Origin of the sequence: Pseudomonas citronellolis (assembly GCF_001586155.1) — a bacterium.
In the GTDB taxonomy this organism is placed as follows: domain Bacteria; phylum Pseudomonadota; class Gammaproteobacteria; order Pseudomonadales; family Pseudomonadaceae; genus Pseudomonas; species Pseudomonas citronellolis.
This window is the reverse complement of record NZ_CP014158.1, coordinates 4,641,264-4,668,230: the sequence shown is the minus strand read 5'-3', so window position 1 is coordinate 4,668,230 and position 26,967 is coordinate 4,641,264. Positions and strand designations below refer to the sequence as shown.

General features: G+C 67.9%; 23 protein-coding genes and 2 tRNA genes. 11 read left to right on the top strand and 14 right to left on the bottom strand.

The features are described 5' to 3' along the window. Window positions 1–9: 9 nt before the first annotated feature. From PcP3B5_RS20300 to PcP3B5_RS20285, 4 genes are all read right to left on the bottom strand, one after another. Window positions 10–1,182, bottom strand: coding sequence for an IS4 family transposase (locus PcP3B5_RS20300; RefSeq protein WP_070065536.1), 1,173 nt, complete (start codon window positions 1,180–1,182; stop codon window positions 10–12). Between the two features lie 286 nt (window positions 1,183–1,468). Then, complete coding sequence (locus tag PcP3B5_RS20295) at window positions 1,469–2,857, bottom strand: adenylate/guanylate cyclase domain-containing protein (RefSeq protein ID WP_058490360.1); 1,389 nt, start codon at window positions 2,855–2,857, stop codon at window positions 1,469–1,471. A 130-nt stretch (window positions 2,858–2,987) separates the two neighbouring features. Then, entirely contained in the window at window positions 2,988–3,566 is a 579-nt protein-coding gene (locus tag PcP3B5_RS20290) for an HD domain-containing protein (RefSeq protein WP_043270682.1), read from the bottom strand. A gap of 163 nt (window positions 3,567–3,729) precedes the next feature. Next, window positions 3,730–4,533 (bottom strand): LuxR family transcriptional regulator, encoded by an 804-nt coding sequence (locus PcP3B5_RS20285; protein WP_043270680.1) that lies wholly within the window; start codon window positions 4,531–4,533, stop codon window positions 3,730–3,732. A 196-nt stretch (window positions 4,534–4,729) separates the two neighbouring features. Between PcP3B5_RS20285 and PcP3B5_RS20280 the strand changes: the two genes are divergently transcribed. Both PcP3B5_RS20280 and PcP3B5_RS20275 read left to right on the top strand, forming a co-directional pair. Then, window positions 4,730–6,094 carry an APC family permease gene (locus PcP3B5_RS20280; RefSeq protein ID WP_061562273.1) on the top strand — a complete coding sequence of 455 codons (1,365 nt, stop codon included), beginning with the start codon at window positions 4,730–4,732 and terminating at the stop codon, window positions 6,092–6,094. A gap of 17 nt (window positions 6,095–6,111) precedes the next feature. Beyond that, window positions 6,112–7,212: a DmpA family aminopeptidase gene (locus tag PcP3B5_RS20275; protein ID WP_061562272.1), complete on the top strand. Its 1,101-nt coding sequence runs from the start codon at window positions 6,112–6,114 to the stop codon at window positions 7,210–7,212. Between the two features lie 492 nt (window positions 7,213–7,704). Here PcP3B5_RS20275 and PcP3B5_RS20270 read toward each other — a convergent pair whose 3' ends face one another. The 8 genes from PcP3B5_RS20270 to gcl form a co-directional block, all read right to left on the bottom strand. Next, the gene (locus tag PcP3B5_RS20270) at window positions 7,705–8,703 is read right to left on the bottom strand and encodes a sulfate ABC transporter substrate-binding protein (protein ID WP_024128603.1); all 999 of its coding nucleotides are present in this window, start codon (window positions 8,701–8,703) and stop codon (window positions 7,705–7,707) included. Between the two features lie 120 nt (window positions 8,704–8,823). Further along, a complete protein-coding gene (sstT, locus tag PcP3B5_RS20265) occupies window positions 8,824–10,071 on the bottom strand; it encodes a serine/threonine transporter SstT (RefSeq protein WP_043270674.1) in 1,248 nt (415 codons plus the stop codon). A 219-nt stretch (window positions 10,072–10,290) separates the two neighbouring features. Beyond that, window positions 10,291–11,181 carry an urea transporter gene (locus tag PcP3B5_RS20260; RefSeq protein ID WP_061562271.1) on the bottom strand — a complete coding sequence of 297 codons (891 nt, stop codon included), beginning with the start codon at window positions 11,179–11,181 and terminating at the stop codon, window positions 10,291–10,293. 720 nt (window positions 11,182–11,901) lie between these two features. After that, a complete protein-coding gene (gene pyk, locus PcP3B5_RS20255) occupies window positions 11,902–13,332 on the bottom strand; it encodes a pyruvate kinase (RefSeq protein ID WP_043270670.1) in 1,431 nt (476 codons plus the stop codon). Continuing rightward, window positions 13,329–14,606, bottom strand: coding sequence for a glycerate kinase type-2 family protein (locus PcP3B5_RS20250; RefSeq protein ID WP_061562270.1), 1,278 nt, complete (start codon window positions 14,604–14,606; stop codon window positions 13,329–13,331). The genes pyk and PcP3B5_RS20250 overlap by 4 nt, the downstream gene beginning before the upstream one ends. Before the next feature lie 221 nt (window positions 14,607–14,827). Beyond that, entirely contained in the window at window positions 14,828–15,718 is an 891-nt protein-coding gene (locus tag PcP3B5_RS20245; RefSeq protein ID WP_009616974.1) for a 2-hydroxy-3-oxopropionate reductase, read from the bottom strand. A gap of 73 nt (window positions 15,719–15,791) precedes the next feature. Next, complete coding sequence (hyi, locus tag PcP3B5_RS20240; RefSeq protein WP_043270666.1) at window positions 15,792–16,574, bottom strand: hydroxypyruvate isomerase; 783 nt, start codon at window positions 16,572–16,574, stop codon at window positions 15,792–15,794. 111 nt (window positions 16,575–16,685) lie between these two features. Further along, the gene (gene gcl, locus PcP3B5_RS20235; RefSeq protein WP_061562269.1) at window positions 16,686–18,461 is read right to left on the bottom strand and encodes a glyoxylate carboligase; all 1,776 of its coding nucleotides are present in this window, start codon (window positions 18,459–18,461) and stop codon (window positions 16,686–16,688) included. Between the two features lie 109 nt (window positions 18,462–18,570). Here gcl and PcP3B5_RS20230 point away from each other — a divergent pair, with 109 nt between their 5' ends. Then, on the top strand, window positions 18,571–19,485 hold the full coding sequence (locus PcP3B5_RS20230) for a LysR family transcriptional regulator (RefSeq protein ID WP_061562268.1): 915 nt from the start codon (window positions 18,571–18,573) through the stop codon (window positions 19,483–19,485). A gap of 185 nt (window positions 19,486–19,670) precedes the next feature. Beyond that, window positions 19,671–20,102 (top strand): GlcG/HbpS family heme-binding protein, encoded by a 432-nt coding sequence (locus tag PcP3B5_RS20225; RefSeq protein WP_009616982.1) that lies wholly within the window; start codon window positions 19,671–19,673, stop codon window positions 20,100–20,102. Between the two features lie 75 nt (window positions 20,103–20,177). Here the strand turns inward: PcP3B5_RS20225 and PcP3B5_RS20220 are convergent, their stop codons facing one another. Further along, window positions 20,178–20,831, bottom strand: coding sequence for a TetR/AcrR family transcriptional regulator (locus tag PcP3B5_RS20220; RefSeq protein WP_058490350.1), 654 nt, complete (start codon window positions 20,829–20,831; stop codon window positions 20,178–20,180). A gap of 181 nt (window positions 20,832–21,012) precedes the next feature. On the opposite strand from PcP3B5_RS20220, the gene moaA reads away from it, so the two are divergent. The 5 genes from moaA (at window position 21,013) to PcP3B5_RS20195 (ending at window position 25,065) form a co-directional block, all read left to right on the top strand. Next, window positions 21,013–22,008 carry a GTP 3',8-cyclase MoaA gene (gene moaA / locus PcP3B5_RS20215; RefSeq protein ID WP_061562267.1) on the top strand — a complete coding sequence of 332 codons (996 nt, stop codon included), beginning with the start codon at window positions 21,013–21,015 and terminating at the stop codon, window positions 22,006–22,008. 96 nt (window positions 22,009–22,104) lie between these two features. Then, window positions 22,105–22,623: a hypothetical protein gene (locus PcP3B5_RS20210; protein ID WP_145923926.1), complete on the top strand. Its 519-nt coding sequence runs from the start codon at window positions 22,105–22,107 to the stop codon at window positions 22,621–22,623. 134 nt (window positions 22,624–22,757) lie between these two features. Next, on the top strand, window positions 22,758–23,153 hold the full coding sequence (locus tag PcP3B5_RS20205; RefSeq protein ID WP_009616989.1) for a PA2779 family protein: 396 nt from the start codon (window positions 22,758–22,760) through the stop codon (window positions 23,151–23,153). Then, window positions 23,150–24,106, top strand: coding sequence for a PA2778 family cysteine peptidase (locus PcP3B5_RS20200; protein ID WP_082816372.1), 957 nt, complete (start codon window positions 23,150–23,152; stop codon window positions 24,104–24,106). Before PcP3B5_RS20205 ends, PcP3B5_RS20200 begins: the two co-directional genes overlap by 4 nt. A gap of 77 nt (window positions 24,107–24,183) precedes the next feature. Further along, entirely contained in the window at window positions 24,184–25,065 is an 882-nt protein-coding gene (locus tag PcP3B5_RS20195; RefSeq protein WP_061562265.1) for a formate/nitrite transporter family protein, read from the top strand. 26 nt (window positions 25,066–25,091) lie between these two features. Here PcP3B5_RS20195 and PcP3B5_RS20190 read toward each other — a convergent pair whose 3' ends face one another. Then, window positions 25,092–26,375 (bottom strand): NAD(P)/FAD-dependent oxidoreductase, encoded by a 1,284-nt coding sequence (locus tag PcP3B5_RS20190; RefSeq protein ID WP_061562264.1) that lies wholly within the window; start codon window positions 26,373–26,375, stop codon window positions 25,092–25,094. A 184-nt stretch (window positions 26,376–26,559) separates the two neighbouring features. Between PcP3B5_RS20190 and PcP3B5_RS20185 the strand changes: the two genes are divergently transcribed. Both PcP3B5_RS20185 and PcP3B5_RS20180 read left to right on the top strand, forming a co-directional pair. Then, window positions 26,560–26,636: transfer RNA gene (locus PcP3B5_RS20185), tRNA-Val, on the top strand. 55 nt (window positions 26,637–26,691) lie between these two features. Then, window positions 26,692–26,768: transfer RNA gene (locus PcP3B5_RS20180), tRNA-Val, on the top strand. Window positions 26,769–26,967: the final 199 nt, after the last annotated feature.

Here is a 26,967-nt window from a genome sequence, read left to right as displayed (position 1 = left end):
CGGCACGCCTCATGCTATTAACAGCTGCCCCTGACGCAGGTTGATCTCGCGTATTCGCTCCTGCCGTCGTCGGTAACGTTCGGCCTCCAGACCAGGACGCTGAAACAGCGTCGCCTGTACCTCCACCATCAGCATCCACAGGCTCTGCCGCGTTCCCGTCCTGCGTTGGTAAAGGTTCAGCAGCAAGTAGCTGATCAGCGCACAGAGAATCTGGATGCGCACGGCATTCTCGCTACGGCCCAGGAAACGCCTGACCTTCAGGTGCTGCTTGATCCATTTGAAAAACAGCTCGATCCGCCAGCGATCCCGATAGCGCTCGGCGATTTCTGCCGCCGGGCTGCTCAGGTCGTTGGTCGCCAGGCTCAGAGGCGGCTCATCGCCTGGGCGGTTCACTAGGATTCGCCGCAGGGGCTGGGTGTAGTGATTACGCCGTCGGCCACCTGGGTTGCGGTTGGAGAAACTCACCTCTTCGTCTCGCAGGATCGTTTCCCGGTCTTGCTGGGGAACCTCGCGCTGGGCCAGGACCTTGAGCTGCACATTGGACTTGAATCGTGTGACGAAGCGGGCCTTCTGGGCATCCAGGCTCGCCCACCAGTTGAAGTCGTAATAGCCCTTGTCGAATACGTAGGTGGCCTGTGGCTCGATACCCAGCGTCCGGCCTTCGTCGATGTCGTTGACGTTGGCTGCGCTGAAGCTGCAATGCACCGGCGCCGCCGCCTGCTCGGCATACAGCACATGGACTTTCAGCCCCTGGGAGCGGGTTCGATTGGACAACGTCCATTCGTCGAAGCCAGGGCCCTTGAGGGTGTTCGTGGTGGAGTCCAGCAGGTACAGCAGTTCCTTCCCGTCACGGCGTAACTGCCGGCAGACGCCCGCCATCAGGTAGTGCGCAACCTGGGCGAAGACCTCGGTATTACGGCGTTCGTTGGCGTCGGCCAGGGTGGAACGCCGGATCGGGCCCGTACCCAGGTGATAGTGCTGATGGGGATGGCTGTTGAAGCTGGTTTCAAGCGCCCGCAGGCTGCTCACGCCGGCCAGCTGGGCATACACCATGGCGACCAGGTGATCCCAACTGCCAAAGCGCTTGCTGTGCTTGTCGGCGCCGTGTTCGGCGACCAGTCGATCGAAGACGCCGCGAGGCAGCGCTTTTAGTACATCGTGAAAACGGCTTATCCTGAACATCTTGCGGGGCTGTGAGGTTGAGTTGGCGCTCAACGGTTTAACCCGTGCCTTCAGCCCCCGCAAGCCCTCCAGACGCCCCCTCGAAAATATTCCGGACAGTAGTGCGCGTTCGCGGGAATGACGGGGTGGAAGGATGGTGCCTGACTTGCAGCCCGCTCAGGACAGCCCCCTCTCCCTTCAGGGAGAGGGTTGGGGAGAGGGTGCTCTAATTACCCAGCACCGCAGCCACCGGCAAACCCCGTTCGCGAGCAAGCTCGCTCCTACAAAGGCAGCCAGCGGCACAAGCTCAAAGAATGATCTTGTCCTTGAGCTTCTCCACCGCCTGCTGCAGCGCCTGGATCACCCGGTCCTTGTCGAAGTTCTGCACGTTGTTGGTGTCCAGGTACATGGAGAACCCCGGCAGCTCGTGCTCGATGAAGCTGGGGTTGGCGCCCAGGTCGCGGCGGAAGTCCACCGCCTGGTAGATCTGCACCGGCTTGCTGAAGCCCTTGACGCTGATCTGGCCCTTGTCGCGGCACATGATCACGTCCTTCACCAGCGAGTAGGTCTCGTGGCTGAGGAGGATCTCGCCGGCCTCGGCGGCGCTTTCCAGGCGGCTGGCGAGGTTCACCTCGCGGCCGATGATGGTGTAGTCCATGCGCGTTTCGGCGCCGAAGTTGCCCACCGTGCAGTAGCCGGTGTTGATGCCCATGCGCACCTCCAGCGGCTTGGTGATGCCCTGGGCGCGCCACTGCTGGCGCATCACCTTCATGTGCTTGCGCATGGCCACGGCCATGGACACCGCGGCCACGGCGTCCTTCTTCGCGCCCTGGGTGGCGGGGTCGCCGAAGAACACCATCACGCAGTCGCCGACGAACTTGTCGATGGTGCCGCCGTACTTGAGGGCGATCTTCGACATTTCGTTGAGGTAGTTGTTGAGCATGTCGGTCAGGGTTTCGGCCTCCAGCTCCTCGGACAGCTCGGTGAAGCCCTTGATGTCGGAGAAGAACACCGTGAGCTTCTTGCGCTGGGTTTCCAGGCGCACGCTGCGCTTGCCGCTGAAGATGGATTCCCAGACCTGCGGCGACAGGTACTTGGCCAGGTTGTGCGCCAGCCGCGCGGCCTTTTCCTGCTCGCGGGCGATCTCGCCGCGCACCTGGGCCAGGCGCAGGCCCTGCTGGTGGGTGAAGTAGGCGGTGACGCAGATGTAGAAGGCGCAGAACAGCACGCTGACCAGGTTCACCAGCAGCGGCGCGTTGCCCTTGAAGCCCGGGCCGGCCAGCGCGCCGGTGAGCACCGCGGCGCTCAGCGCCATCAGCAGGGCCAGGCCGAGGGTGCGCAGGCCGCCGACGACCAGCGAGGAGAAGGCCAGGATCAGCACCAGCATCAGCGCCGGCACCGCCGAGAAGCCCAGCAGCGCGGCGCCGGCGCCGGTGTGCAGGGCGTCCAGGGCCTGCAGGACCAGGCGTGTCTGCTGCGGGTGGCTGTGCTTGTAGCGGCGGCTCAGGTTCTGCGCCAGGTGCGGGTAGAGCAGGGCGTAGGGGACCATCCAGAGCGCGTCGTAGCCGAAGTACTGGCTGAAGGTGCCGGCGCTGACGGTGGCGGCCACGGCGAGGTAGGCCAGGACGCGCGAATGGTACTCGCGCAGAGGGGCGGCGCCAGGTCGGGACGGCGTTTCGGAACGGTTGGGCTTCATGCGCTCGGATTATCCCTGATCGGTGATGGCGCATTCTGACGTGCGCCTTCCACAAGTACGACCTGGGGATCTTAACCAAGCGCCCATCCGCCGGCCAGTGACGATTCATCGCCCCGGCCGGCGGCCGGTTTCAGTCGGCGTCCCGCGCCATGTAGATGGACTGCCGCGGCTTGGCGAAGACGCGCCGCAGCATCGGCTCGAAGAACTCCAGCGGCAGCGTCTCGCCCTCGGGGTCGAAGGCCGCGGCGTCGTAGCGCGCGCAGAACTCGATGGTCTGCTCGAACTGCGGATGGTCCTTGAACTGCTCGCGCAGGTGGCGGTCCAGGCCCAGGTGGTGGAAGAAGTAGTAGCCCTGGAAGATCGCGTGCTTCTCGATCATCCAGTGGTTCTCCGGGCTGACGAAGGGCTTGAGGATGGCCGCGGCGATGTCGGCGTGGTTGTAGGAACCGAGGGTGTCGCCGATGTCGTGGAGCAGGGCGCAGACCACGTATTCCTCGTCGCGGCCGTCGCGGTGGGCCAGGGTGGCGGTCTGCAGCGAGTGGCTCAGGCGGTCCACCGGGAAGCCGCCGAAGTCGCCGTCGAGCAGGCGCAGGTGGGCGAGGATGCGGTCGGGCAACTGGGTGGCATAGGCGGCGAAGTCCTGGGCGATGATCGACCAGTCCTCGACGCTGCCGTCTTCCATGTGGGTGAACTTGGCGCGGGCATTCATCGGGCTGTCCTCTTGTGATTGTCGTTTGGACGGCCTTCAGTCTAGGGGCCCGGCCCGAGCCGGCCAGTGGCCGCGGCGGACAGGCTGCTGTCTCTCCGGACACGTCCATTCAGGCCGCGAAGCTCCCCGCGCGGGCGCATTCGCCGGGTCGATGGAGCCTGCCTCAGGGGTTCTCCGGGTCGTGTCCGAGGGACTGCAGGAACAGCGAGAACAGCTCCGGCTGCGAGGAGATGTCCAGCTTGGCGTAGAGGTGCCGGCGGTGGACCTTGATGGTCTCCGGGGAGATGGCCAGGCGCTCGGCCATGGCCTTGGAGGAGTAGCCGCGCAGGATCAGCCGGGCGATCTCCAGCTCGCGCTCGGAGAGCACCCCGGCGCCGAAGTGGCTGAGGGCGTCGCGCACCTGGGTGGCCACGCCCTCCGGGTTCGCCGGCAGCAGGCGCTGGCTGCGTTGCTGCCAGTGCTGCTGCATCAGCGCCAGCACCCAGGGGCAGAGCATCGCCAGCAGGCCGCACTGTGCGGCGTCGAACGGCTTGCGCATGCCCAGGGACAGCGACAGCGCGCCCTGGCCGGGCAACTGCAGGATGAACTGCACCTCGTCTTCCAGCACGTTGTCGTGGAAGTAGTTGAGGAAGTATTCGCTCTGGCGGAACTGGTCCGGGGCGACTTCCTCCAGGCGGTACAGGCCGCTGGGCAGGCCTTCGCGGCAGGCCTGGTAGAAGGGGTCGAGCTGGTACAGGCCGCTGAGGTAGGCGGGCATGGCCGCCGAGACGGCCTGTGGATCGGCGTCGTATTCCTCCAGCGCCACCGGGGTGGCGTTGGCGGGGTAGAAGGCCGCCAGGGCGTTGTCGAACGGCAGCCACTGGTGCAGCAGCAGGATCAGCTGCTTCCAGAAGCGCGGCTGGCCGATCTGCTCGATGGCGCGGCCGAGGTTGGCGTGCATGCCGACTTCGCGAAACAGGTTGTGCATCCCCGGGGCTCCGGCGCGAAAGGTCACCCGGTTTCCTCTTTTTCAGGCCCCGCCGTCAAGGGGCGTAACCCCAAATGGTGATTGGCCGCCAGGGCCCGGCCGCCCAGACTGCGGGCCATGCAGCGCCCCGCGCAGAGGGCGCCACAAGGGTTTTCGTTCCTGCCTCAACCACCAATAACAATTCGAGGAAAACGACATGAGCTCTCCCGCAGCGCCGGACGGCGCGCTCAAGCCCAGCCTGGGCGTGTTCGACGTGGTCGCCATCACCGTCTCGGCGGTCACCCCCGCCAGCAGCGTATTCGTCATCGCCCCCTTCGCCATCCAGCAGGCCGGCAGCGGCGCCTTCCTGGCCTTCGTCATGGCCGCGGCGCTGGCGCTGATGTTCGCCTGGTGCTACGCCGAGCTGGGCCGCGCGCACAGCTCGGCCGGTGGCGAGTACGTCTACGCCAAGCGGGTGTTCGGCGGCATGGCCGGCTACGCCACCTTCCTCGCCGTGCTGGTCTCGCTGCTGTTCATCCCGCCGGTGCTGGCCACGGGCGCGGCCACCTACCTCAACGGCGCGCTGGGCACGCAGTTCGACACCCAGACCGTGGCCCTGGTCATAGTCGCCGCCAGCTACGTGCTGGGCATCCTCAACATCCGTGTCAACGCCTGGGTCACCGGCGTCTTCCTGCTCTGCGAAGTGGCCGCGCTGCTGGTGATAGTGGTGCTCGGTTTCGGCCACGCCAGCCAGCCGCTGAGCGTGCTGCTGCAGCCGCAGACGCTGAGCGGCGGCGCGCTGGCGGCGGCGCCCTGGGCGCTGGTGATAGGCGCGGTGGGCACAGCGGTGTTCTCCTACAACGGCTTCGGCGGCGCCGTGCTGCTGGCCGAGGACATGAAGGACGGCGGCCGCAGCGTGCACCGCGCGGTGCTCTGGTCGCTGGTGCTGGTGGTGGTGATCGAGCTGGTGCCGCTGACCGCGCTGCTGATCGGCGCGCCCTCGCTCAAGGACATGCTCGCCAGCCCCGACCCCATCGGCTACCTGCTCACTGCCCACGGCAACGCCACGCTGTCGCGGCTGGTCAGCGCCGGCATCTTCCTCTCGGTGTTCAACGCCATAGTCGCGATCGTCATCCAGGTCGGCCGGGTGATCTTCAGCAGCGGCCGCGACGCCCTCTGGACGCCAACGCTGAACCGCGCCTTCACCCGCATCCACCCGCGCTGGGAGTCGCCCTGGCTGGCCACGCTGTTCCTCGGCGTGCCCTCGGCGGCGCTGAGCTTCAGCTCCAACCTGGAGGAACTGACTTCCTTCACCGTGCTGCTGCTGGTGCTGATCTACCTGGTGGTGGCCCTGTGCGCGCTGTTCAGCCGCGTGCTGCGCCGCGACCGCGAGCATCCCTACCGCATGCCGCTGTGGCCGCTGCCGGCGCTGCTGGCGGTGGTCGGCGCCGGCTACCTGCTGCTCAACCTGTTGCTGGAAGCCTCGGCGCGGGATGTGATGACCATTATCGGGATACTGGCCGTGTCGGTGATTCTCTACGGCACCTACGGCAAGTTGAGCCCGGCTTTCCAGAAACTCTGAAGACCACAGGAGTCCCCATGCGCGCTCGTCAACTCGGCATCACCCTGGGCCTGGGCACGCCCGGCGCATTCAATGCCATCACCGATGTCCCCGGCGTCCGCGTCGGCCACAGCACGCTGATCGCCGAGCGCGATGGCAAGCAGGTGTGCACCGGCGTCACCATTGTCCAGCCCCGCGCCGGCGAGGCCCGCCTGCAACCCTGCTTCGCCGGCGTCCATGTGCTCAACGGCAACGGCGATGCCACGGGCCTGGAGTGGATCCGCGAGGCCGGCCTGCTGACTACGCCCATCGCCATCACCAACACCCACAGCGTCGGCGTGGTGCGCGACGCCCTGGTGGCCGCCGAGCGCGACGCCTTGGGCGACCCGGCAGTGTACTGGTGCATGCCGGTGGTGATGGAGACCTACGACGGTCTGCTCAACGACATCTGGGGCCAGCACGTCGGCCCCGAGCAGGTGCGCCAGGCCCTGGCCGGCGCCGAGTCCGGGCCGGTGACCGAAGGCCCGGTGGGCGGCGGCACCGGGATGATCTGCCACGAGTTCAAGGGCGGCATCGGCAGCGCCTCGCGCAAGCTGCCGGCGGAGCAGGGCGGCTGGACGGTGGGCGTGCTGGTCCAGGCCAACCACGGCCAGCGCCGCGAACTGCGCGTCGACGGCTACCCGGTGGGCCGGGTGCTGGGCGACATTCCCTCGCCCTTCGCGGAAAAGGGCGAGCCGGGCATGGGCTCAATCGTAGTCATCATCGCCACCGACGCGCCGCTGCTGCCGCACCAGTGCCAGCGCCTGGCGCAGCGTGCCTCCATCGGCATCGCCCGCACCGGCGGCGGCACCGAGGACAGCAGCGGCGACATCTTCCTGGCCTTCGCCACCGGCAACCGGGACCTGCCGCCGGCCGACTACGGGCGCAAGGGCCTGCCGCAGAGCACGCCGCTGCAGATGCTCAACAACGAGCACATCTCGCCGCTGTTCGCCGCGGCGGCGGAGGCGGTGGAGGAAGCCATCGTCAACGCCATCCTGGCCGGCCGCGAGATGAGCTCGGCGGACGGCACGCTGGTGCCGGCATTGGGCGGGGAGCGCCTGCTGGAGGCGTTGCGCGAGGTGGGGTGGCGGCCGCGTTGAGGAGGTGGGGGTTCCGTCCGCGATTCATGCGCAGGGCGCGATGACATCGGCGCGCGGGCTTTCCCCTCACCCCAGCCCTCTCCCGGAGGGAGAGGGGGCTGGTCCGTGCCGAGAGGCGGCCTGGTTTCAGCCGGCAATCCCTGTGCTGGCCGGCTAACGTCGAAATACCAACGCACTCCGAACGGAGAGGGTTAGGGTGAGGGGGCCGCAGGCCTGCCCTGGCCGAGAGGCACGGCATTTGCCCTGCCCGCGAATCGCGCGCAGGGCGCGCTCCTACAGGGGAATGGAGTGGTGGGGCAGCGTAGGAGCGGATCTTATCCGCGAATCGCGCCGGGACGTCCGGCCATCGCGGACAAGGTCCGCTCCTACGGCTCCAGGAAGCACGGCTTTTCGTAGGATGGTGTTGAGCGAAGCGATACCCATCACCACGGCAGCATGGGTATCGCAAGCTCAACCCATCCTACGAAGAGCGCCTCGGCGCAGCTGGCGCTATCAGTTGCCGCTGTAGATCTGGTCGAACACCCCGCCATCGGCGAAGTGCGTCTTCTGCACCGTGCGCCAGTCGCCGAAGGTCTTCTCCACCGAGAAGAAGTCCACTTTCGGGAAGCGGTCGGCGTACTTGGCCAGGATCGCCGGGTTGCGCGGGCGCAGGTAGTTGTCGGCGGCGATGGTCTGGCCCTCGTCGGACCACAGGTATTTCAGGTAGGCCTCGGCCTGTTCGCGGGTGCCTTTCTTCTCGACCACCTTGTCGACCACCGCCACCGGCGGCTCGGCTTCGGCGGAAACGCTCGGGTAGACCACCTCGAAGCCGCCGCGGCCGAATTCGCGGGCGATCATCTCGGCCTCGTTCTCGAAGGTCACCAGCACGTCGCCGATCTGGTTCTGCATGAAGGTGGTGGTCGCCGCGCGGCCGCCGGTATCCAGCACCGGCACGTGCTTGAACAGCTGGCCGACGAATTCCTTGGCCTTGGCTTCATCGCCGCCGTGCTTGAGCGAGTAGCCCCAGGCGGAAAGGTAGGTGTAGCGGCCGTTGCCCGAGGTCTTCGGGTTGGGCACCACCACCTGCACGCCGTCCTTGAGCAGGTCCGGCCAGTCGTGCAGGCCCTTGGGGTTGCCCTTGCGCACGATGAACACGGTGGCCGAGGTGAAGGGCGCGCTGTTGTTCGGCAGGCGGGTGGCCCAGTCCTTCGGCACCAGGCCGCCGTTGTCGGCCAGGGCGTCGATGTCGGTGGCCTGGTTCATGGTGATGACGTCGGCCGGCAGGCCGTCGATCACCGAGCGCGCCTGCTTGCTGGAGCCGCCGTGGGACATCTGGATGGTGATCTTCTCGCCTTTCTCCGCTTCCCAGTGCTTCTGGAAGGCGGGGTTGTACTCCTTGTAGAAGTCGCGCATCACGTCGTAGGAGACGTTGAGCAGCGGCGGCGCGGCCTGGGCGGCGCCGGCCAGGGCCATTCCGGCGGCCAGCAGGGAGGCGGCGAAGAGTCGTTTCACGGGCGGTTCCTTCTCGGCAGTGTTGGATCGCCCGATTATGCCCATGGGTTATATGCCGCTTAAATACCCAAAGGCTATTTACTTATGCAGGGACGCGCCCCGCGGGGCGCGTCGCCTGGTTCAGCGCTTCTCGCCCAGGCCCGCCTCGGCGGCTGCCGGTTCCTCGGCCAGGCAGGCTGCGGCGGTGAAGATCACGTCGGTGGAGGAGTTCAGCGCGGTTTCCGCCGAGTCCTGCAGGATGCTGATGACGAAGCCCACCGCCACCACCTGCATGGCCACCTCGCCGGAGATGCCGAACAGCCCGCAGGCCAGCGGGATCATCAGCAGCGAGCCGCCGGCCACGCCGGAGGCGCCGCAGGCGCATACCGCCGAGACCACGCACAGCAGCAGGGCGCTGGGCAGGTCGATGGCGATGCCCAGGGTGTGGGCCGCGGCCAGGCTCAGCACGCTGATGGTCACGGCGGCGCCGGCCATGTTGATGGTGGCGCCCAGCGGGATCGACACCGAGTAGGTGTCCTCGTGCAGGCCCAGGCGTTCGCACAGCTGCAGGTTGACCGGGATGTTGGCCGCCGAGCTGCGGGTGAAGAAGGCGGTCACGCCGCTCTCGCGCAGGCAGGTGAAGACCAGCGGGTAGGGGTTGCGGCGCAGCTTCCAGAACACGATCGCCGGGTTCACCACCAGCGCCACGAAGAGCATGCAGCCCAGCAACACGGCGAGCAGCTGCAGGTAGCCGAGCAGGGCATCGAGGCCGGATTCGGCGAAGGTGCTGGCCACCAGGCCGAAGATGCCCAGCGGGGCGAAGGCGATCACCACGCGGACGATCAGTGTCACCCCGCCGGCCAGGTCGTCGAGCAGGTCGCGGGTGCTCTGCCGGGCATGGCGCAGGGCCAGGCCGAGGCCCACGGCCCAGGCCAGGATGCCGATGAAGTTGGCCTCCAGCAGCGCCTTCACCGGGTTGCTGGCGACGCTGAACAGCAGGCCGTTGAGCACGTCGCCGATGCCGCCGGGCGGAGCGTTGCCGCTGGCCGGGGCGTCGAGCACCAGGGTCGAGGGGAAGGCGAAGCTGGCCGCCACCGCCACCACCGCGGCGGCGAAGGTGCCCAGCAGGTACAGCGCCAGGATCGGGCGGATGTGGGTGCGCTGCCCGGCCTTGTGGTTGGCGATGGAGGCGCAGACCAGCACCAGGACCAGCACCGGCGCCACGGCCTTGAGCGCCGCGATGAACAGTTTGCCGAGCAGGCCGACGGCCAGGGCGGCGTCGGGCGCGACCAGCGCCAGGGCGATGCCGGCCAGCATGCCGACGAAGATGCGCATCACCAGGCTGCTGCGCTGGATGCGTTGGAACAGGGTGGGGGAGGGAAGTGTCATGACCTTACCGCTGCTTGCAAATGGAAACGCGAACCCGGCGGGCCGCGGAAGGGCGCGGATTATGCCGTCACGGGCGGGAAAATGCGCGGCGGTCGTCGGAAACCACGCCCACGCCTCGCCAGCATGGCGGCGTGGAGCCGGGCCGGCCTTGACCTGTGCCGGCCTGGATGGGATTGCCATGTGACATGGCGTCACGGTTGGCGCTCGGCGCAATCCGCCTCAGCTACCGGCCAGCGGTGCGCGGCGCGAGGCCGGGCGCAGCAGGCGTTCGCTCAGCAATACCAGCAGGCAGGCGAAGATGAAGGGCGCGGTCATGAAGGGGATGCCCAGGGCGACCATGGCCTGTTGCAGGATGAGCGCCAGCACGGCGCCGGCCAGCGGGGCGAAGGGGCCGGGGCCGCGCAGGGCCAGGGCGAGGGCGGCGAGGGCGCTGTTCATGCCGAGCAGGCCGCTGTGTACGTCGCCCTGGGGAATGCCGGCGAACACCGCCACCGGCAGCACCATCACCGCGCCGAACAGCGCCCAGGTGGCGGCGCGCGGGGCGCCCAGCAGCAGGCCGAGGAAGATCAGCGCGCCGGCCAGCGGGGTGTCGAGGAAGATCACCTGGCCGAAGGCCCGGGAGGTGGCTTCGAGCAGCGTCGGCAGCGGCAGCTCGATCAGCCCGGCGATGGGCGCGGCAGCTGGCAGCGACAGCAGCGTGCCCAGCGCCGGCAGCGTCCAGCCGAGCAGGACGAAGGCCAGGGTGTAGGGCGGCAGGCCGTGGCGCTGGCGCGAGGCGCGCAGCAGTAGGCGCTGCAGCAACACACTGGCGAGGCTGGCGAACAGCGCGAGCGCCACCAGCATGGGCGACCAGGCGAACTTCAGCGGCAGCAGCAGGCCGATCAGCACGGCATTGTAGCCGTACAGGCCGGTGTCTGTGTCGCCCTGGCGGCAGCGCAGCAGGTGGGCGAAGGCCGGGCCGGCAGTGGCGCCGATCACGGCGCCGGGGAGCAGGCCGGGGGCGCAGGCGCCGATCAGGGCCAGGCAGAGCAGGCCGAACAGCGGCGAGGGTTGCAGGAACACCTGGCTGAAGCCGCGCAGCCAGAGGGTCAGTAGCGGTAGTGGGCGCATCGAGGGTCTGGGCAGTTGAAGGGGATGTCCGGGGCTTCTCCGGTTCCGCGTCGGCGGCCGTGCCTTCCATCGGGGGAGGGCATCGCGGGAAGCTCCGTGGGCTGTGTCAGTGGGCGCATTCTGCCATGGCACCATTTTGGGGCGTGAATAAAAAAGAGGCCTGTCCCCGGGATCGCCGGAGGGTGGCCTCGAATGTCCATAGCCTGCGTGGGAGGATGCGAGGGTGGCTATGGCCGACAGAACTGCTGGCCGTTCAAGGCCAATCCCGGACGGACGGGGTCGCGGCCCCGTTTTCCCGGCCCCGTCCGTCCGGGAGTGACGCGGTGTGGAACCCGGCTTTGGCAGGGTTCCGAAACTCTGTTTTTTCTCTCCAGGCTTTTCCTGAGGAGGGGGAGGGGCCAGGCCTGGCTCCGGTGTTGGCGGTGGGCCTGGTTCCCTCACCCTAGCCCTCTCCCGGAGGGAGAGGGGACTTGTGTGGCAGAAGGCGGGGCGCCGAAGTTACCGGTGGCCTGGTTCCCTCACCCTAGCCCTCTCCCAGAGGGAGAGGGGACTTGTGCGGCAGAAGGTGGGGCGCTGAAGTTACCGGTGGCCTGGTTCCCTCATCCTAACCCTCTCCCAGAGGGAGAGGGGACTTGCGTGGCAGAAGGCAGAACACCGGCATTACCGGCGGCGCCGAACTGCTCCCTCTCCCTCTGGGAGAGGGCTGGGGTGAGGGGCTCTTCAGGCCGACAACGCCGGCGCCACCGTCTCGATCCTCAACATATTCGTACTCCCCGGCTGCCCGAACGGCAGCCCCGCCGTCACCACCACGGTATCGCCACGCTGGGCCATGCGTTGGGCCAGGGCGATCTCCAGGGCGGTGGCACAGATCTCGTCGACGTGGGCAAGCTGCTCGTTGACCACCGAGTACACGCCCCAGGCCACGCTCAGCCGGCGTGCCGCCTTGAGGTTGGGCGTCAGGCTGAGGATCGGCGCCTTCGGCCGTTCCCGCGAGGCGCGCAGGGTGGAGCTGCCGGACTCGGTGTAGTTGACCAGCACCGCCACCGGCAGGATGCGGCTGATGCGGCGGATGGCGCAGCTGATGGCGTCGGACACGGTGGCGTCCGGCTCCGGGCGGTTCAGTTCCAGCTGGCCCTGGTAGTCCGGCTCGGCTTCCACCTGGCGGATGATCTTGGCCATCATTTCCACCGCTTCCACCGGGTACTGGCCGGAGGCGGTCTCGGCGCTGAGCATCACGCAGTCGGCGCCCTCGCTGACCGCGGTGGCCACGTCGGTGACCTCGGCGCGCGTCGGCGCCGGGGAGAAGCGCATGGATTCGAGCATCTGCGTGGCCACCACCACCGGCCGGCCGAGTTGGCGGCAGACCTGGATGATGCGCTTCTGGATGCCCGGCACGTTCTGCGCCGGCACTTCCACGCCGAGGTCGCCGCGGGCCACCATGATGGCGTCGGCCAGGCGGGCGATCTCTTCGATGCACTGCACCGCCGAGGGCTTCTCGATCTTGGCCATGATGAAGGCCTTGTCGCCGATCAGCGCGCGGGCTTCCTCTATATCTTCCGGGCGCTGCACGAAGGACAGCGCCACCCAGTCCACGCCCAGCTCCAGGCCGAATGCCAGGTCGCGGCGGTCCTTGGCGGTCAGCGGGCTGAGCTTGAGCACCGCCTCGGGCACGTTGACGCCTTTGCGGTCGGACAGCTCGCCGCTGTTGAGCACGCGGGTCTCGATGGCGTCGCCGTGGTTGTTCAGCACCTGCAGGCGGATGCGGCCGTCGTCCAGCAGCAGGCTCATGCCCGGCTCCAGGGCCTGGATGATCTCCGGGTGCGGCAGGGTCACGCGGCGCTCGTCGCCGGCGGCATCCATCAGGTCGAGGGTGAAGCTCTGGCCCTTGTGCAGCATCACCGCGCCGTTCTCGAAGCGGCCGACGCGCAGCTTCGGCCCCTGCAGGTCCATGAGGATGCCGATGGGCGTGCCCAGCTCGGCCTCCACCTCGCGCACCCACTGGTAGCGCTGGGAATGGTCGGCGTATTCGCCGTGGCTGAAGTTCAGGCGGAACAGGTTGGCGCCGGCGTCCACCAGGGCGCGGATGTCCTCGCGGCCCTTGATGGCCGGGCCGAGGGTGGCGAGGATCTTGACCTTCTTGTCGCTGTTCATTGCTCGTCACTCTCGAGGATCAGGATGGCGCGGAAGTCGTTGACGTTGGTGCGGGTCGGCCCGGTGACCACCAGGTCGTCCAGCTCGGCGAAGAAGCCGTAGCCGTTGTTGTCGTCCAGTTCGTACAGCGGGTTCAGCCCGGCGGCCAGGGCGCGTTGGTAGCTGCACGGGCTCATCAGGGCGCCGGCGTTGTTCTCCATGCCGTCGATGCCGTCGGTGTCGCCGGCCAGCGCCCAGATGCCCGGCTCGCCCTTGAGCGCGGCGGTGAGGCTGAGCAGGAACTCGGCGTTGCGCCCGCCGCGGCCCTTGCCGCGCACGGTGACGGTGGTCTCGCCGCCGGAGAGCACCAGGCAGGGCGCGGCCAGCGGCTGGCCGTGCTTGCGCACCTGGCGGGCGATGCCGGCGTGGACCTTGGCCACGTCGCGGGACTCGCCTTCCAGGTCGCCGAGGATCAGCACCTCCAGGCCGGCGGCGCGGGCCTTGGCGGCGGCCGCGTCGAGGGCCTGCTGCGGCGTGGCGATGAGGGTGAAGTAGCTGCGCGACAGGCAGTCGGCGCCGGGCTTGACGGTCTCCGAGCGCGGGTCTTCCAGCCAGGCGCGGATGTGCGCCGGGGTGTCGATGGCGTAGCGCTTGAGAATGGCCAGGGCGTCGGCGGAGGTGGTCGGGTCGCCCACGGTGGGGCCGGAGGCGATCACCGTGGCCTCGTCGCCGGGCACGTCGGAAATCGCGTAGGTGTACACGCTGGCCGGCCAGCAGGCGCGGGCCAGGCGGCCGCCCTTGATGGCCGAGAGGTGCTTGCGCACGCAGTTCATTTCGTCGATGGCGGCGCCGGACTTGAGCAGCGCCTTGTTCAGCGCGCGCTTGTCGTCGAGGCTGATGCCTTCGGCGGGCAGGGCGAGCAGCGCCGAGCCGCCGCCGGAGAGCAGGAAGATCACCCGGTCGTCTTCGCTGAGGTCGCTGACCAGCTCCAGCACGCGGCGGGCCACGCGCTCGCCGGCGTCGTCCGGCACCGGGTGCGCGGCTTCCACCACTTCGATGCGTTGGCAATTGGCGCCGTAGCCGTAGGGGGCGACCACCAGGCCGTCCACCTGCTCGTCCTTCCAGTGCGCCTCGACCACCTCGGCCATGGCCCCGGCGGCCTTGCCGGCGCCGATGACGATGGTGCGCCCGCCATGCACCCGCGGCAGGTGGCGGGCCAGCGTCTGCGCCGGGTGGGCGGCGGCGATGGCGGTGTCGAACAGCTCGCGCAGCAGGGCGCGTGGGTCGAGGCTCATCTGGGGCTCCTCAGGTTCTTGTCGTTGTTCTTTATTTCGGCATTGCGCAGGCGCCTGGGGGCAAGCGCCTGGGCAATGCCTTCGATACGCCCGGCCGGCGAAGCCGTGTTCACGCCGGCCGGGGTTCGAAGCCTTGCCTCGCCGCGTCACTCCCATAACGCAGCGGGGCTTTTCGTAGGATGGGTATCGCTGCGCTCAACGCCATCCTACGGTCCGCTTTCTCAGTCCTTGCGGATCGAGAAGTTGGCCATGTGCTCCAGGCCCTTGATCAGCCCGGAGTGGTCCCAGTTGCTGCCGCCCAGCGCCGCGCAGGTGCTGAACACCTGTTGGGCGTTGGCGGTGTTGGGTAGGTTCAGGCCCAGTTCGCGGGCGCCGGCCAGGGCCAGGTTGAGGTCCTTCTGGTGCAGGCTGATGCGGAAGCCCGGGTCGAAGGTGCCCTTGACCATGCGCTCGCCGTGCACTTCGAGGATGCGCGAGGAGGCGAAGCCGCCCATCAGCGCCTCGCGCACCTTGGCCGGGTCGGCGCCGTTGCGCGCGGCGAACAGCAGGGCCTCGGCCACTGCCTGGATGTTCAGCGCGACTATGATCTGGTTGGCCACCTTGGCGGTCTGGCCGTCGCCGTTGCCGCCGACGCGGGTGATGTTCTTGCCCATGGCCTGGAACAGCGGCAGGGCGCGCTCGAAGGTGTTCGGGCAGCCGCCGACCATGATGCTCAGGCTGCCGGCCTTGGCGCCGACCTCGCCGCCGGAGACCGGGGCGTCCAGGTACTGCGCGCCGGTGGCCTTGATCTTCTCGGCGAAGGCCTTGGTGGCGGTGGGCGAGATAGAGCTCATGTCGATCACCACCTTGTTCGGGCCGACGCCTTCGGCGATGCCGTCCTGGCGGAACAGCACGTCCTCGACCTGCGGGGTGTCCGGGACCATGACGATGATGAACTCGGCTTCCTGGGCCACTTCCTTGGGGTTGGCCAGGGCCACGGCGCCGGCTTCGACCAGCGCGGCCGGGGCCTTGTCGTGGTGGCTGGAGAGGAACAGCTGGTGGCCGGCTTTCTGCAGGTTCTGCGCCATGGGCAGGCCCATGATGCCGGTGCCGATGAATCCGATCTTGGCCATGAGGGTGTCTCCTGGTTCTGTTTGTCTGTTGGCTACCCGGTATGACCGGGCAGCGGAATTCGTGCGCTTGCGTTCACACTGCGTTATGGCTCTTCAGCCAGCCCAGACCCGCCTCGGTGGTGGTGGCCGGCTTGTACTCGCAGCCGATCCAGCCCTGGTAGCCGATGCGGTCCAGGTGGCCGAACAGGAAGCGGTAGTTGATTTCGCCGGTGCCCGGTTCGTGGCGGCCGGGGTTGTCGGCCAGCTGGATGTGGTTGATGGCCGCCAGGTTCTTCTCCATGGTCCGGGCCAGGTCGCCTTCCATGATCTGCATGTGGTAGATGTCGTACTGCAGGAACAGGTTGGGGCTGCCGACCTTCTCGCGCACGTCCAGCGCCTGCTGGGTGGTCTGCAGGTAGAAGCCGGGGATATCGATCGTGTTGATCATCTCCATGACCAGCTTGATGCCCGCGGCCTCGAGCTTCTCGGCGGCGTACTCCAGGTTGTTCAGGAAGGTGTTCTCGATGGTGGCGCAGTCGTAGCCCTGCGGGCGGATGCCGGCCAGGCAGTTGACCTGCTTGTTGCCCAGCACCTTGGCGTAGGCGATGGCCTTGTCGACGCCGGCGCGGAATTCCTCGACGCGGTCGGGGTGGCAGGCGATGCCGCGTTCGCCCTTGCCCCAGTCGCCGGCGGGCAGGTTGAACAGCACCTGCTCCAGGCCGTTGGCGTCGAGCCTGGCCTTGATGACCTCGGCCTCGAAGTCATAGGGGAAGAGGTATTCGACGCCGCTGAAACCGGCCTTGGCGGCGGCTTCGAAGCGGTCGAGGAAGTCCACCTCGGTGAAGAGCATGGACAGGTTGGCGCAGAAACGGGGCATGTCGGGGCCTCCTGGTGATGAAACACGTATTTCCGTAAGGGTGGGCCCCGCCGCGCGCAGGCTGTGGTTTTCCCTGCCACGGCTCCCGCGCACGCGGGGCCCGGTACTTCGTCAGTCCAGTAGCGAGATGGCGGTAGGCGCGTCGTCGCGGCTCTGGGCCAGCTCCTCGAACTCGTTGATGGCGTTGATCTCGGTGCCCATGGCGATGTTGGTCACGCGCTCCAGGATCACTTCCACCACCACCGGCACGCGGTGCTGCTGCATCAGCTCGCGGGCCTGGGCGAAGGCGGCGCCGATCTGGTTCGGATCGAACACGCGGATCGCCTTGCAGCCGAGGCCTTCCACCACGGCGACGTGGTCCACGCCGTAGCCATTGAGTTCCGGCGCGTTGACGTTGTCGAACGCCAGCTGCACGCAGTAGTCGATCTCGAAGCCGCGCTGGGCCTGGCGGATCAGCCCCAGGTAGGAGTTGTTCACCAGCACGTGGATGTACGGCAGGTTGAACTGCGCGCCGGCGGCCAGCTCCTCGATCATGAACTGGAAGTCGTAGTCGCCGGACAGCGCCACCACCTGGCGGCTCGGGTCGGCCTTGACCACGCCCAGGGCCGCGGGAATGGTCCAGCCCAGCGGGCCGGCCTGGCCGCAGTTGATCCAGTGGCGCGGCTTGTACACGTGGAGGAACTGCGCGCCGGCGATCTGCGACAGACCGATGGTGCTGACGTAGCAGGTGTCCTTGCCGAAGAACTCGTTCATCTCCTCGTAGACGCGCTGCGGCTTGACCGGCACGTTGTCGAAGTGGGTCTTGCGCTGCAGGGTGCGCTTGCGCTCGCGGCAGGCTTCGGCCCAGGCGCTGCGGTCCTTGAGCTTGCCGGCGGCTTTCCACTGGCGGGCCACTTCGAGGAAGGCGTCCAGCGCGGCGCCGGCGTCGGAGACGATGCCCAGGTCCGGGGTGAACACGCGGCCGATCTGGGTGGGCTCGATGTCCACGTGGATGAACTTGCGGCCGGCGGTGTAGACATCGACCGAACCGGTGTGGCGGTTGGCCCAGCGGTTGCCGATGCCGAACACCAGGTCGGACTCCAGCAGGGTGGCGTTGCCGTAGCGGTGCGAGGTCTGCAGGCCGCACATGCCGGCCATCAGCGGGTGGTCGTCGGGGATGGTGCCCCAGCCCATCAGGGTCGGGATCACCGGCACGCCGAGCAGTTCGGCGAACTCCACCAGCCTGGCCGAGGCATCGGCGTTGATGATGCCGCCGCCGGCGACCAGCAGCGGGCGCTCGGCGTCGTTGAGCAGGGCCAGGGCCTTCTCGGCCTGGGCGCGGGTGGCGCTCGGGCGGTGCACCGGCAGCGGCTCGTAGGCGTCGATGTCGAATTCGATCTCGGCCATCTGCACGTCGAACGGCAGGTCGATCAGCACCGGGCCGGGGCGGCCGCTGCGCATCTCGAAGAAGGCCTTCTGGAAGGCGTAGGGCACCTGGCCCGGCTCCAGCACGGTGGTGGCCCACTTGGTCACCGGCTTGACGATGCTGGTGATGTCCACGGCCTGGAAGTCTTCCTTGTGCAGGCGGGCGCGCGGCGCCTGGCCGGTGATGCAGAGGATCGGGATGGAATCGGCGGAGGCCGAGTACAGGCCGGTGACCATGTCGGTGCCGGCCGGGCCCGAGGTGCCGATGCACACGCCGATGTTGCCGGCGCTGGTGCGGGTGTAGCCTTCGGCCATGTGCGAGGCGCCTTCGACGTGGCGGGCCAGCACGTGGTCGATGCCGCCGAGCTTCTTCATCGCCGCGTACATGGGGTTGATGGCAGCGCCCGGCACGCCGAAGGCGGTGTCCACGCCTTCGCGGCGCATGACCAGGACGGCCGCCTCGATCGCTCTCATTTTGGCCATGACCTTTCCTCTTGAGTCGGTGGTTTTCTTGTTGGGGCCAAGGATGCCGGCTGTGCCAAAGCGACGGAATTGATGGATACTTCAGTTCTGTCGATATCTGGAGTATCGAATGGACCGCTATATCCTCATCCGCAGTTTCGTCCTGGTAGCGGACAACGGCAGCTTCGCCTCGGCGGCGCTGAGTGAAGGCGTGACCCCGGTGGTCATGGGCCGGCGCCTGGACGCCCTGGAGCAACACCTGGGCGTGAAGCTGATGCACCGCTCGACCCGCGGCCTGCAGCTGACCGACCTCGGCGAGCAGTACCTGGAGCGCGCGCGCAGCCTGCTCAAGGACTTCGACGAGGCCGACGCCAGCGTCGCCCGCGGCGGCAACTCGGTGCGCGGGCACCTGGTGGTGTCGGCCCCGGCGGCCTTCGGCCGGCGCCACATCGCGCCCCACGCGCCGGCCTTCCTGGAGCGCTTCCCGGACCTGAAGCTGTCGTTCAACTTCACCGACAGCCTGGTGGACCTGGTGCGCCAGGGCTACGACATGGGCATCCGCATCGGCGAGGTCACCGACCCCAACTACGTGGCGGTGAAGCTGTTTCCCAACCGCCGGGTGGTCTGCGGCGCGCCCTCGTACTTCGAGCTGCACGGCGTGCCGCGCACTCTGGAAGACCTGGCGCGGCACAACTGCCTGGCTTTCAACCTGCAGGGCGGCCAGCAGCGCGGCTGGACCTTCCTGCGCGACGGCCGGCAGGTGGCGGTGCGGGTGTCCGGCAACCTCGACTGCAACGACGGCGAGTTGCTCTACGACTGGGTCAAGCAGGGCCTGGGCATCGGCTGGCGCTCCACCTGGGAGATCCAGGCCGAGCTCAAGGCCGGCGAACTGGTGACGGTGCTCGACGAGTACGAGATCCCCGCCTACGACATCCAGGCGGTGTACCCGCAGCAGCGCTACCTGCCGGCCAAGGTGCGCTTTTTCATCGACTACCTGAAGGCCCTCTACAACACCCCGGGGTACTGGGAAACCCGGCATCCTTGAGCGGCTGATTCGATACTGGCGTTGTATTTTTCTGTTTTTGTTATTGTGTACAAAATGACGAAGGATTGTATTTAATCGTTGCGTCCGGGGTTGCCTTCGGCTATTCCATCAAGGGCTTTGCAACGCCGCGCCGTTTTTCGAAAAAGGCGCGGGCGCACGTCTTATCCCTTTGCGAGGAACCCCTCATGAGCGAAATCAACCTGGATACCGCCCTGGCCATCACCCACGGCGCCCTGGCCGCCGGCCGCGAACTGTCCACCGCGCCGCTGACCGTGGCGGTGCTCGACGCCGGCGGCCACCTGGTGGCCCTGCAACGCGAGGACGGCGCCAGCCTGCTGCGCCCGCAGGTGGCCATCGGCAAGGCCTGGGGCGCGGTGGCCCTGGGCAAGTCCTCGCGCGCGCTGGCCGCCGACGCCCAGCAGCGCCCGTCGTTCATCGCCGCGGTGAACACCCTGGCCCAGGGCAACGTGGTGCCGGCGCCGGGCGGCGTGCTGATCCGCGACACGAGCAATCGGGTAATCGGCGCCATCGGCATCAGCGGCGACGCCTCGGACATCGACGAGCAATGCGCCATCCGCGGCATCCAGGCCGCCGGCCTGGTGGCCGACGCGGGGTAGGGTGAAAAGGGGCTGAACCCGGAGCGGCCGGATGCGAGGGCCAAACGGCGGATAACGCCTTAGGCGTTATGCGCCCTACAGCGGCAACGGCCGCATGCGGCCGCTGGCCTTGGCCGGCTCGCCGGCGTCCGGCGCGGTGCCGCGCAGCACCAGGCGGGTGATGGTCTCGGCGGCGGCTTCGAAGTCGGCATCGCTGAGGCTGTCCTTGCCGGTGACCATGGAGATCTGCCAGTCGAAGTCGGCGTAGGTCTGGGTCGCCGCCCAGATGGTGAACAGCAGGTGGTGCGGGTCCACCGGGGCCAATAGACCGCGGTCGATCCAGCTCTGCAGGCAGGCGATGTTGCGCTGGGCCTGGGCGTTCAGCTCGTCCAGGTATTCCCTGGGCAGGTGCGGCGCGCCGTGCATCAGCTCGCTGGCGAACACCTTGGAGGCGTGCGGCAGTTCCTGGGAGATGCGCACCTTGGAGCGGATGTAGGCCTTGAGCGCCTCGGCCGGCTCGTCGTCCTCGCGGAACGGTGCGGAAGCCTGCAGCAGCGGCTCCACCACGCTTTCCAGCACGCAGCGGTAGAGGTTTTCCTTGGACTGGAAGTAGTAGTAGACGTTGGGCTTGGGCAGCCCGGCGCGCGCCGCGATGTCGCTGGTCTTGGTGGCGGCGAAGCCCTTTTCGGCGAACTCTTCGCTGGCGGCGCGGAGGATCAGGCGTCGGTTGCGTTCGCGAATGCTGGTCATGGTCTGCTGGGTCTTCTTGTGCGCGGGTAGCCCATGGCTGGGCCGGCGATGGTAGCACCGGCTCCGCGGGCCTCTCAAGCAAGGGCCCGGCGGCTGAAGTTGACCCACGGTTCAGGTTTTCTGTAGAGTCTGCCGGACCCCGGTGCCGCTACGGCGCCCGGCCTTCCAAGAGCTCGCCGCCATGTCCGACAGCCAACTGGTCGACCCCTTCGGCCGCCGCATTACCTACCTGCGCCTGTCGGTGACCGACCGTTGCGACTTCCGTTGCACCTACTGCATGAGCGAAGACATGCAGTTCCTGCCGCGCGACCAGGTGCTGAGCCTGGAAGAACTCTACGCGGTGGCCGACGCCTTCATCGCCCTGGGCGTGCGGCGCATCCGCATCACCGGCGGCGAGCCGCTGGTGCGCAAGGGCCTGAGCTCGCTGCTGGCGCGGCTCGGCGCGCGCCCCGAACTGGAAGACCTGGCGATCACCAGCAACGGCTCGCAACTGGCCGGCCGCGCGGCCGAGCTGCGCGCCGCCGGCGTGCGCCGACTGAACATCAGCCTGGATTCGCTGCGCCGCGAACGCTTCGCCGCCTTCACCCGCAGCGACCGCCTGCCCCAGGTGCTGGCGGGGATAGAGTCTGCGCGGGCGGCGGGTTTCGAACGCATCAAGCTCAACTGCGTGGTGCAGAAGGGGCGCAACGACGACGAAGTCTGCGAACTGGTGGAGTACGCGCTGGCCCGCGGGCTGGACATCAGCTTCATCGAGGAGATGCCGCTGGGCAGCATCAGCAGCCACGACCGCGCGCAGACCCTGTGCAGCAGCGACGAGGTGCGCGCCCGCCTGGCCGAACACTGGCAACTGACGCCCAGCCTGGAGCGCAGCGGCGGCCCCTCGCGCTACTACCGCGTCGACGGGCTGCCCAGCCGCATCGGCTTCATCTCGCCGCACAGCCACAACTTCTGCGGCGACTGCAACCGCGTGCGCGTCACCGCCGAGGGTAAGCTGGTGCTTTGCCTCGGCCACGAAGGCGCGCTGGACCTGCGCCAACTGCTGCGCAGCCACCCCGGCGACGGTGCCCGGCTGCGCGCGGCGCTGGTCGAGGCGCTGCAGCTCAAGCCGCAGCGCCACCACTTCGACGCCGCCGGGCAGGTCCAGGTGCTGCGCTTCATGAACATGACCGGCGGCTGAACCGAAGGCGGCAGTTCCTGCTTGGCAACTGACGGGGCTTTCCGTCAGCCGCAGGCTTTCCCTAGAATCACGCGGCCGATGTGCTGCGAGGCTGATGTGAGCGAGAGTCGACTGCGAATTCCACTGGGCGATTGCTGCCTGGTTTGCGAGGGTTTCCGCCAGCGGGTGGCGGGGCGGCCGTCGCTGGAAGTCGACGGCGATCTGCTCTGGGCCTTGGAGCACAGCAGTTGGCAGCCGCTGGCGGTGACGCTGGAACCGCTGGCCGATGGCGCCAGGGTTCGCCCGCTGCCGCTGGAGCGCCAGGCCGCCTTCGATGCGCAGCGGGCGCTGGACTGGCGCGACGACGAGGTGCGGATCGCCTGCCTGCCCGAGGTGCGCGACCCCCGGGCGCTGCTCGACTGGTGCCGGGCGCGCTGGCCGGGGGCGGACTGCGGCGCGCAGGCGCTCGATGCCCAGGCTTATGCCTGGGGCCGCCTGCTGCGCCTGGACTGCCGGCGCGCCGGGCTGGCCGTGGCCGGCCACGAGCATTTCCTGCTGCCCCATGCCTACCCTTGCGTGTACCTCGGCCACCTGGCCCTGGACTGGCGACGCTTGCGCTTCGAACCAAACGCCTGACGCCGTGATCTGAACAGAAGGTGCCTCGTTCGGCGACGGCGCCCGGGCTTTGCTTGTGCAACCGTGCTTGGCGGCGCGGAACCTCCGGCTTTCCCCGGCGGTCTGCTAGCGCGTCAAAGTGGAGGAGACCCAGAATGACAATCACAAAACGGGTAAGGCGCCTGGCGGCCGTGCTGGTGCTGGCGCAGTTGGGCGTGGTGGCCGAGGTGCCTTTGGCGCAGGCGGCGATGGTGGGCACCGGCGAGGTGCTGCAGGCGCAACAGCAGCACGTCGACCGCGAACAGCTGCTGCGCATGCTCGATGACCAGGGTGTGCAGAAGAAGCTGCAATCCATGGGCGTCGAGCGCAGCCAGGTCGAGCAGCGCATCAAGAGCCTGTCCAACGAGGAGCTGGCGCAGTTCAACCAGCAACTGGACCAGGCGCCGGCCGGTGGCATCATCGGCATCATCATCCTGTTCCTGCTGATCTTCATCATCACCGACATGCTCTGCATCACGCATATCTTCACCTTCGTGCGGTGCCAGCGTTGAGGCACGCCGCCGCTGCCGTGGCCCTGGCCGCGCTGCTGCTCGGCGGCTGCGCCACGGCGCCGCGGCTGCCGGCGGAGGTCGACGCGCTGCCACGGCGCGTCGAGCTTTCCGCGGTGCAGTTCTTCCCGCAGCAGCAATACCAGTGCGGCCCGGCGGCGCTCGCCACCGTGCTCAACCAGCGCGGCGTGCGGGTGACGCCGAACCAGTTGAAGGAGCGGGTGTTCCTGCCGCAGCGCCAGGGCAGCCTGCAGGTCGAGCTGGTGGCCGCGGCGCGCGAGCGGGGCCTGCTGGTCTACCCGCTGCGCCCGCGCCTGGAGGACGTGCTCAAGGAAGTGGCCGCCGGCAACCCGGTGCTGGTGCTGCAGAACAACGGCCTGGACTGGTTGCCGATGTGGCATTACGCCGTGGTGGTCGGCTACGACCGCGACCGCCACGAGCTGGTGCTGCGCTCCGGCATCACCCAGCGCCTGGTGATCGACTTCACCGCGTTCGACGTCACCTGGCGGCGCAGCGGGCGCTGGGCGGTGCTGACGCTGCCGGCCGACCGGCTGCCGGCCAGCGTCGAACCGACGCGCTGGCTGCGCGCGGCCCACGACCTGGAGGAAACCGGGCAACAGGCCCTGGCCGACCAGGCCTACCGCACCGCCACCCGGACCTGGCCGCAGGAGCCGCTGGGCTGGTTCGCCCTGGCCAACGCCCGCTACGCCGCCGGCGACCTGGGCGAGGCCGAAACGGCACTGCGCCACAGCGTGGCCGCGCGGCCGGACTTCGCCGCCGCCTGGTACAACCTGGCCAACGTCATGGCCGAACGCGGCTGCGCCGAGCAGGCCCGCGCCCCGGCGAGCTGCGCGCACCAGCTGGCGCCGACGGATGCGCGTTTCCTCCAGGCGCCCCAGGCGGCGCCGGTGGCTGCCGGGCAATGCAGCGCCGCGCCGGCCTGCCCCGTGCGCTGAGGCGCAGCGGGGCATTTTCTTTGAACCGCTGCGCTTGATCGCCGGCCTAAGTTGCATCCCTTGATGAGGTGCAAGCCATGGCCAGCGACAAGCAGCAGCCGGCACGCGATATCGCCGGCAAGGGCGATACCGCGGACGATCTTTCCGCCGAGGAGCGCCGCAAGGTCGAGAAGGCCCAGCCACCCCGGGCGCTGGTGCTGCACGAGGTGATCCGCCTGCAGGGCAACCACGAACTGGAGCGCACCCTGGCGGCGCTCTGGTGGTCGGCCCTGGCCGCCGGGCTGACCATCGGCCTGTCGCTGATGGCCATGGGACTGTTCCGCGCCAAGCTGCCGGAGCACGACAGCGCGGCCATCGTCACCAGCCTGGGCTACCCGGTGGGCTTTCTCGCCATCATCCTCGCCCGCCAGCAGCTGTTCACCGAGAACACCCTCACCGCGGTGCTGCCGCTGATGAGCGAGCCGACCCTGCGCAAGGCCGGGCAACTGCTGCGCCTGTGGGGCGTGGTGCTGCTGGGCAACGTCGTCGGCGCGTTGCTGTTCGCCTACGCCATGCTGCACCTGCCGATCTTCGATGCGAAGACCGACCAGGCCTTCCTCGAGATCGGCCGCGAAGTCATGGAGAACGACGGCTGGCAGATGTTCTCCCGCGGCATCGTCTCCGGCTGGATGATCGCCACCATGGTCTGGCTGGTGCCGGCGGCGGAGGGCGCCAAGGTGTGGATCATCATCCTGGTCACCTACCTGATGTCGCTGGGCAGCTTCAGCCACATCGTGGTCGGCACCTGCGAGGTCGGCTACCTGATGTGGGCCGGCGAGCTGGGCTGGAAGGCCTTCCTGCTGGACTTCGCGCTGCCGACTCTGGCCGGCAACATCGTCGGCGGCAGCCTGATCTTCGCCCTGATCAGCCACGCGCAGATCCGCAGCGACAGCGGCGCGCCAACGAAAACGGCGCCCTAGGGCGCCGTCGTCGTTCGCAGGGCGGGTTACACGCCCAGCTTGTCGCGCAGGTTGTAGTACCAGGCGCCGATCGCGGAGAACGGCACCTGGAACATGCGCCCGCCCGGGAAGGGGTAGTGCGGCAGGTCGGCGAAGGCGTCGAAACGCTCGGCCTGGCCGCGCAGGGCTTCGGCCAGCACCTTGCCGGCCAGGTGGGTGTAGGTGACGCCGTGGCCGCTGCAACCCTGGGAGTAGTAGATGTTGTCGCCGATCCGGCCGACCTGCGGCAGGCGCGAGAGGGTCAGCAGGAAGTTGCCGGTCCAGGCGAAGTCGATCTTCACGTTCTTCAGCTGCGGGAACACCTTGAGCATCTTCGGACGGATGATCGCCTCGATGTTCGACGGATCGCGGGCACCGTAGACCACGCCGCCGCCGAAGATCAGGCGCTTGTCGCTGGTCAGGCGGTAGTAGTCGAGCAGGTAGTTGCAGTCCTCGACGCAGTAGTCCTGGGGCAGCAGGGTCCTGGCCAGCTCGTCGCCCAGCGGCTCGGTGGTGATCACCTGGGTGCCGCAGGGCATGGACTTGGAGGCCAGCTCAGGGACCAGGCCGCCGAGGTAGGCGTTGCCGGCGACCACCACGAACTTGGCCTTCACCCGGCCTTGCGGGGTGTGCACCACCGGGTTGGCGCCACGCTCGATCTTCACCGCCGGGGACTGCTCGTGGATCACGCCGCCGAGGGATTCCACTGCCGCGGCTTCGCCCAGGGCGAGGTTCAGCGGGTGGATGTGGCCGCCGCTCATGTCGAGCATGCCGCCGACGTAGCTGTCGGTGGCCACGACTTCGCGGATGCGCTTGGCGTCCATCAGCTCCAGCTGGGTGTGGCCGAAGCGCTCCCAGAGCTTCTTCTGCGACTCCAGGTGGCCCATCTGCTTGGCGCTGAGGGCGGCGAACACGCCACCGTCCTTCAGGTCGCACTGGATGTCGTACTTGGCGATGCGCTCGCGAATGATGCGGCCGCCCTCGAAGGCCATCTGGCCGAGCAGTTGCGCCTGCTTCGGGCCGACGGTGCGTTCGATGACGTCGATGTCGCGGCTGTAGCTGTTGACGATCTGGCCACCGTTGCGGCCGGATGCGCCGAAGCCGACCTTGGCGGCTTCCAGCACGGTCACCTTGAAGCCGTTCTCCAGCAGGAAGAGGGCGGTGGACAGGCCGGTGTAGCCCGCGCCGATGATGCACACGTCGGTTTCGGTCTCGCCCTTGAGTTCGGGGCGCGCAGGGACCGGATTGGCCGAGGCTGCATAGTAGGAAGTGGGATAAGAAGTGTGCGGCATATTGCACCTGTGTTTGTTATTTTTTACGAGATGGGCTGATGCTACCCGAGTCGAAATCACTCGGCTAGTGGCCGTGCAAAATTTTTTACGCAAGGACGAACATAAAAAAATTCTCTTTTTCAGGGGGTTAGCGAAAAAATGCTTGACGGCTCAACGCCTTCGCGTAGAATGCGCCCCCATCGCTAGGCACATAGCTCAGTTGGTTAGAGCACCACCTTGACATGGTGGGGGTCGTTGGTTCGAGTCCAATTGTGCCTACCAAATTCCCGCTTCGGCGGTAGCGAGAGGGCGATCTTAAGCGGTCGCCCTTTTCTTTAGGCACATAGCTCAGCTGGTTAGAGCACCACCTTGACATGGTGGGGGTCGTTGGTTCGAGTCCAATTGTGCCTACCAATTCACCGCTTCGGCGGTAGCAGAAAGGGCGATCCGAGAGGGTCGCCCTTTTTTGTTTGCGCGCGATTCGGGCTGATCGCGGACGGAGTCCGCTCCTACAGCATGAGCGAGCATGGCTTTTCGTAGGATGGTGTTGAGCGAAGCGATACCCATCACCGCAACCGCATGGGTTTCGCAAGCTCAACCCATCCTACGAAAA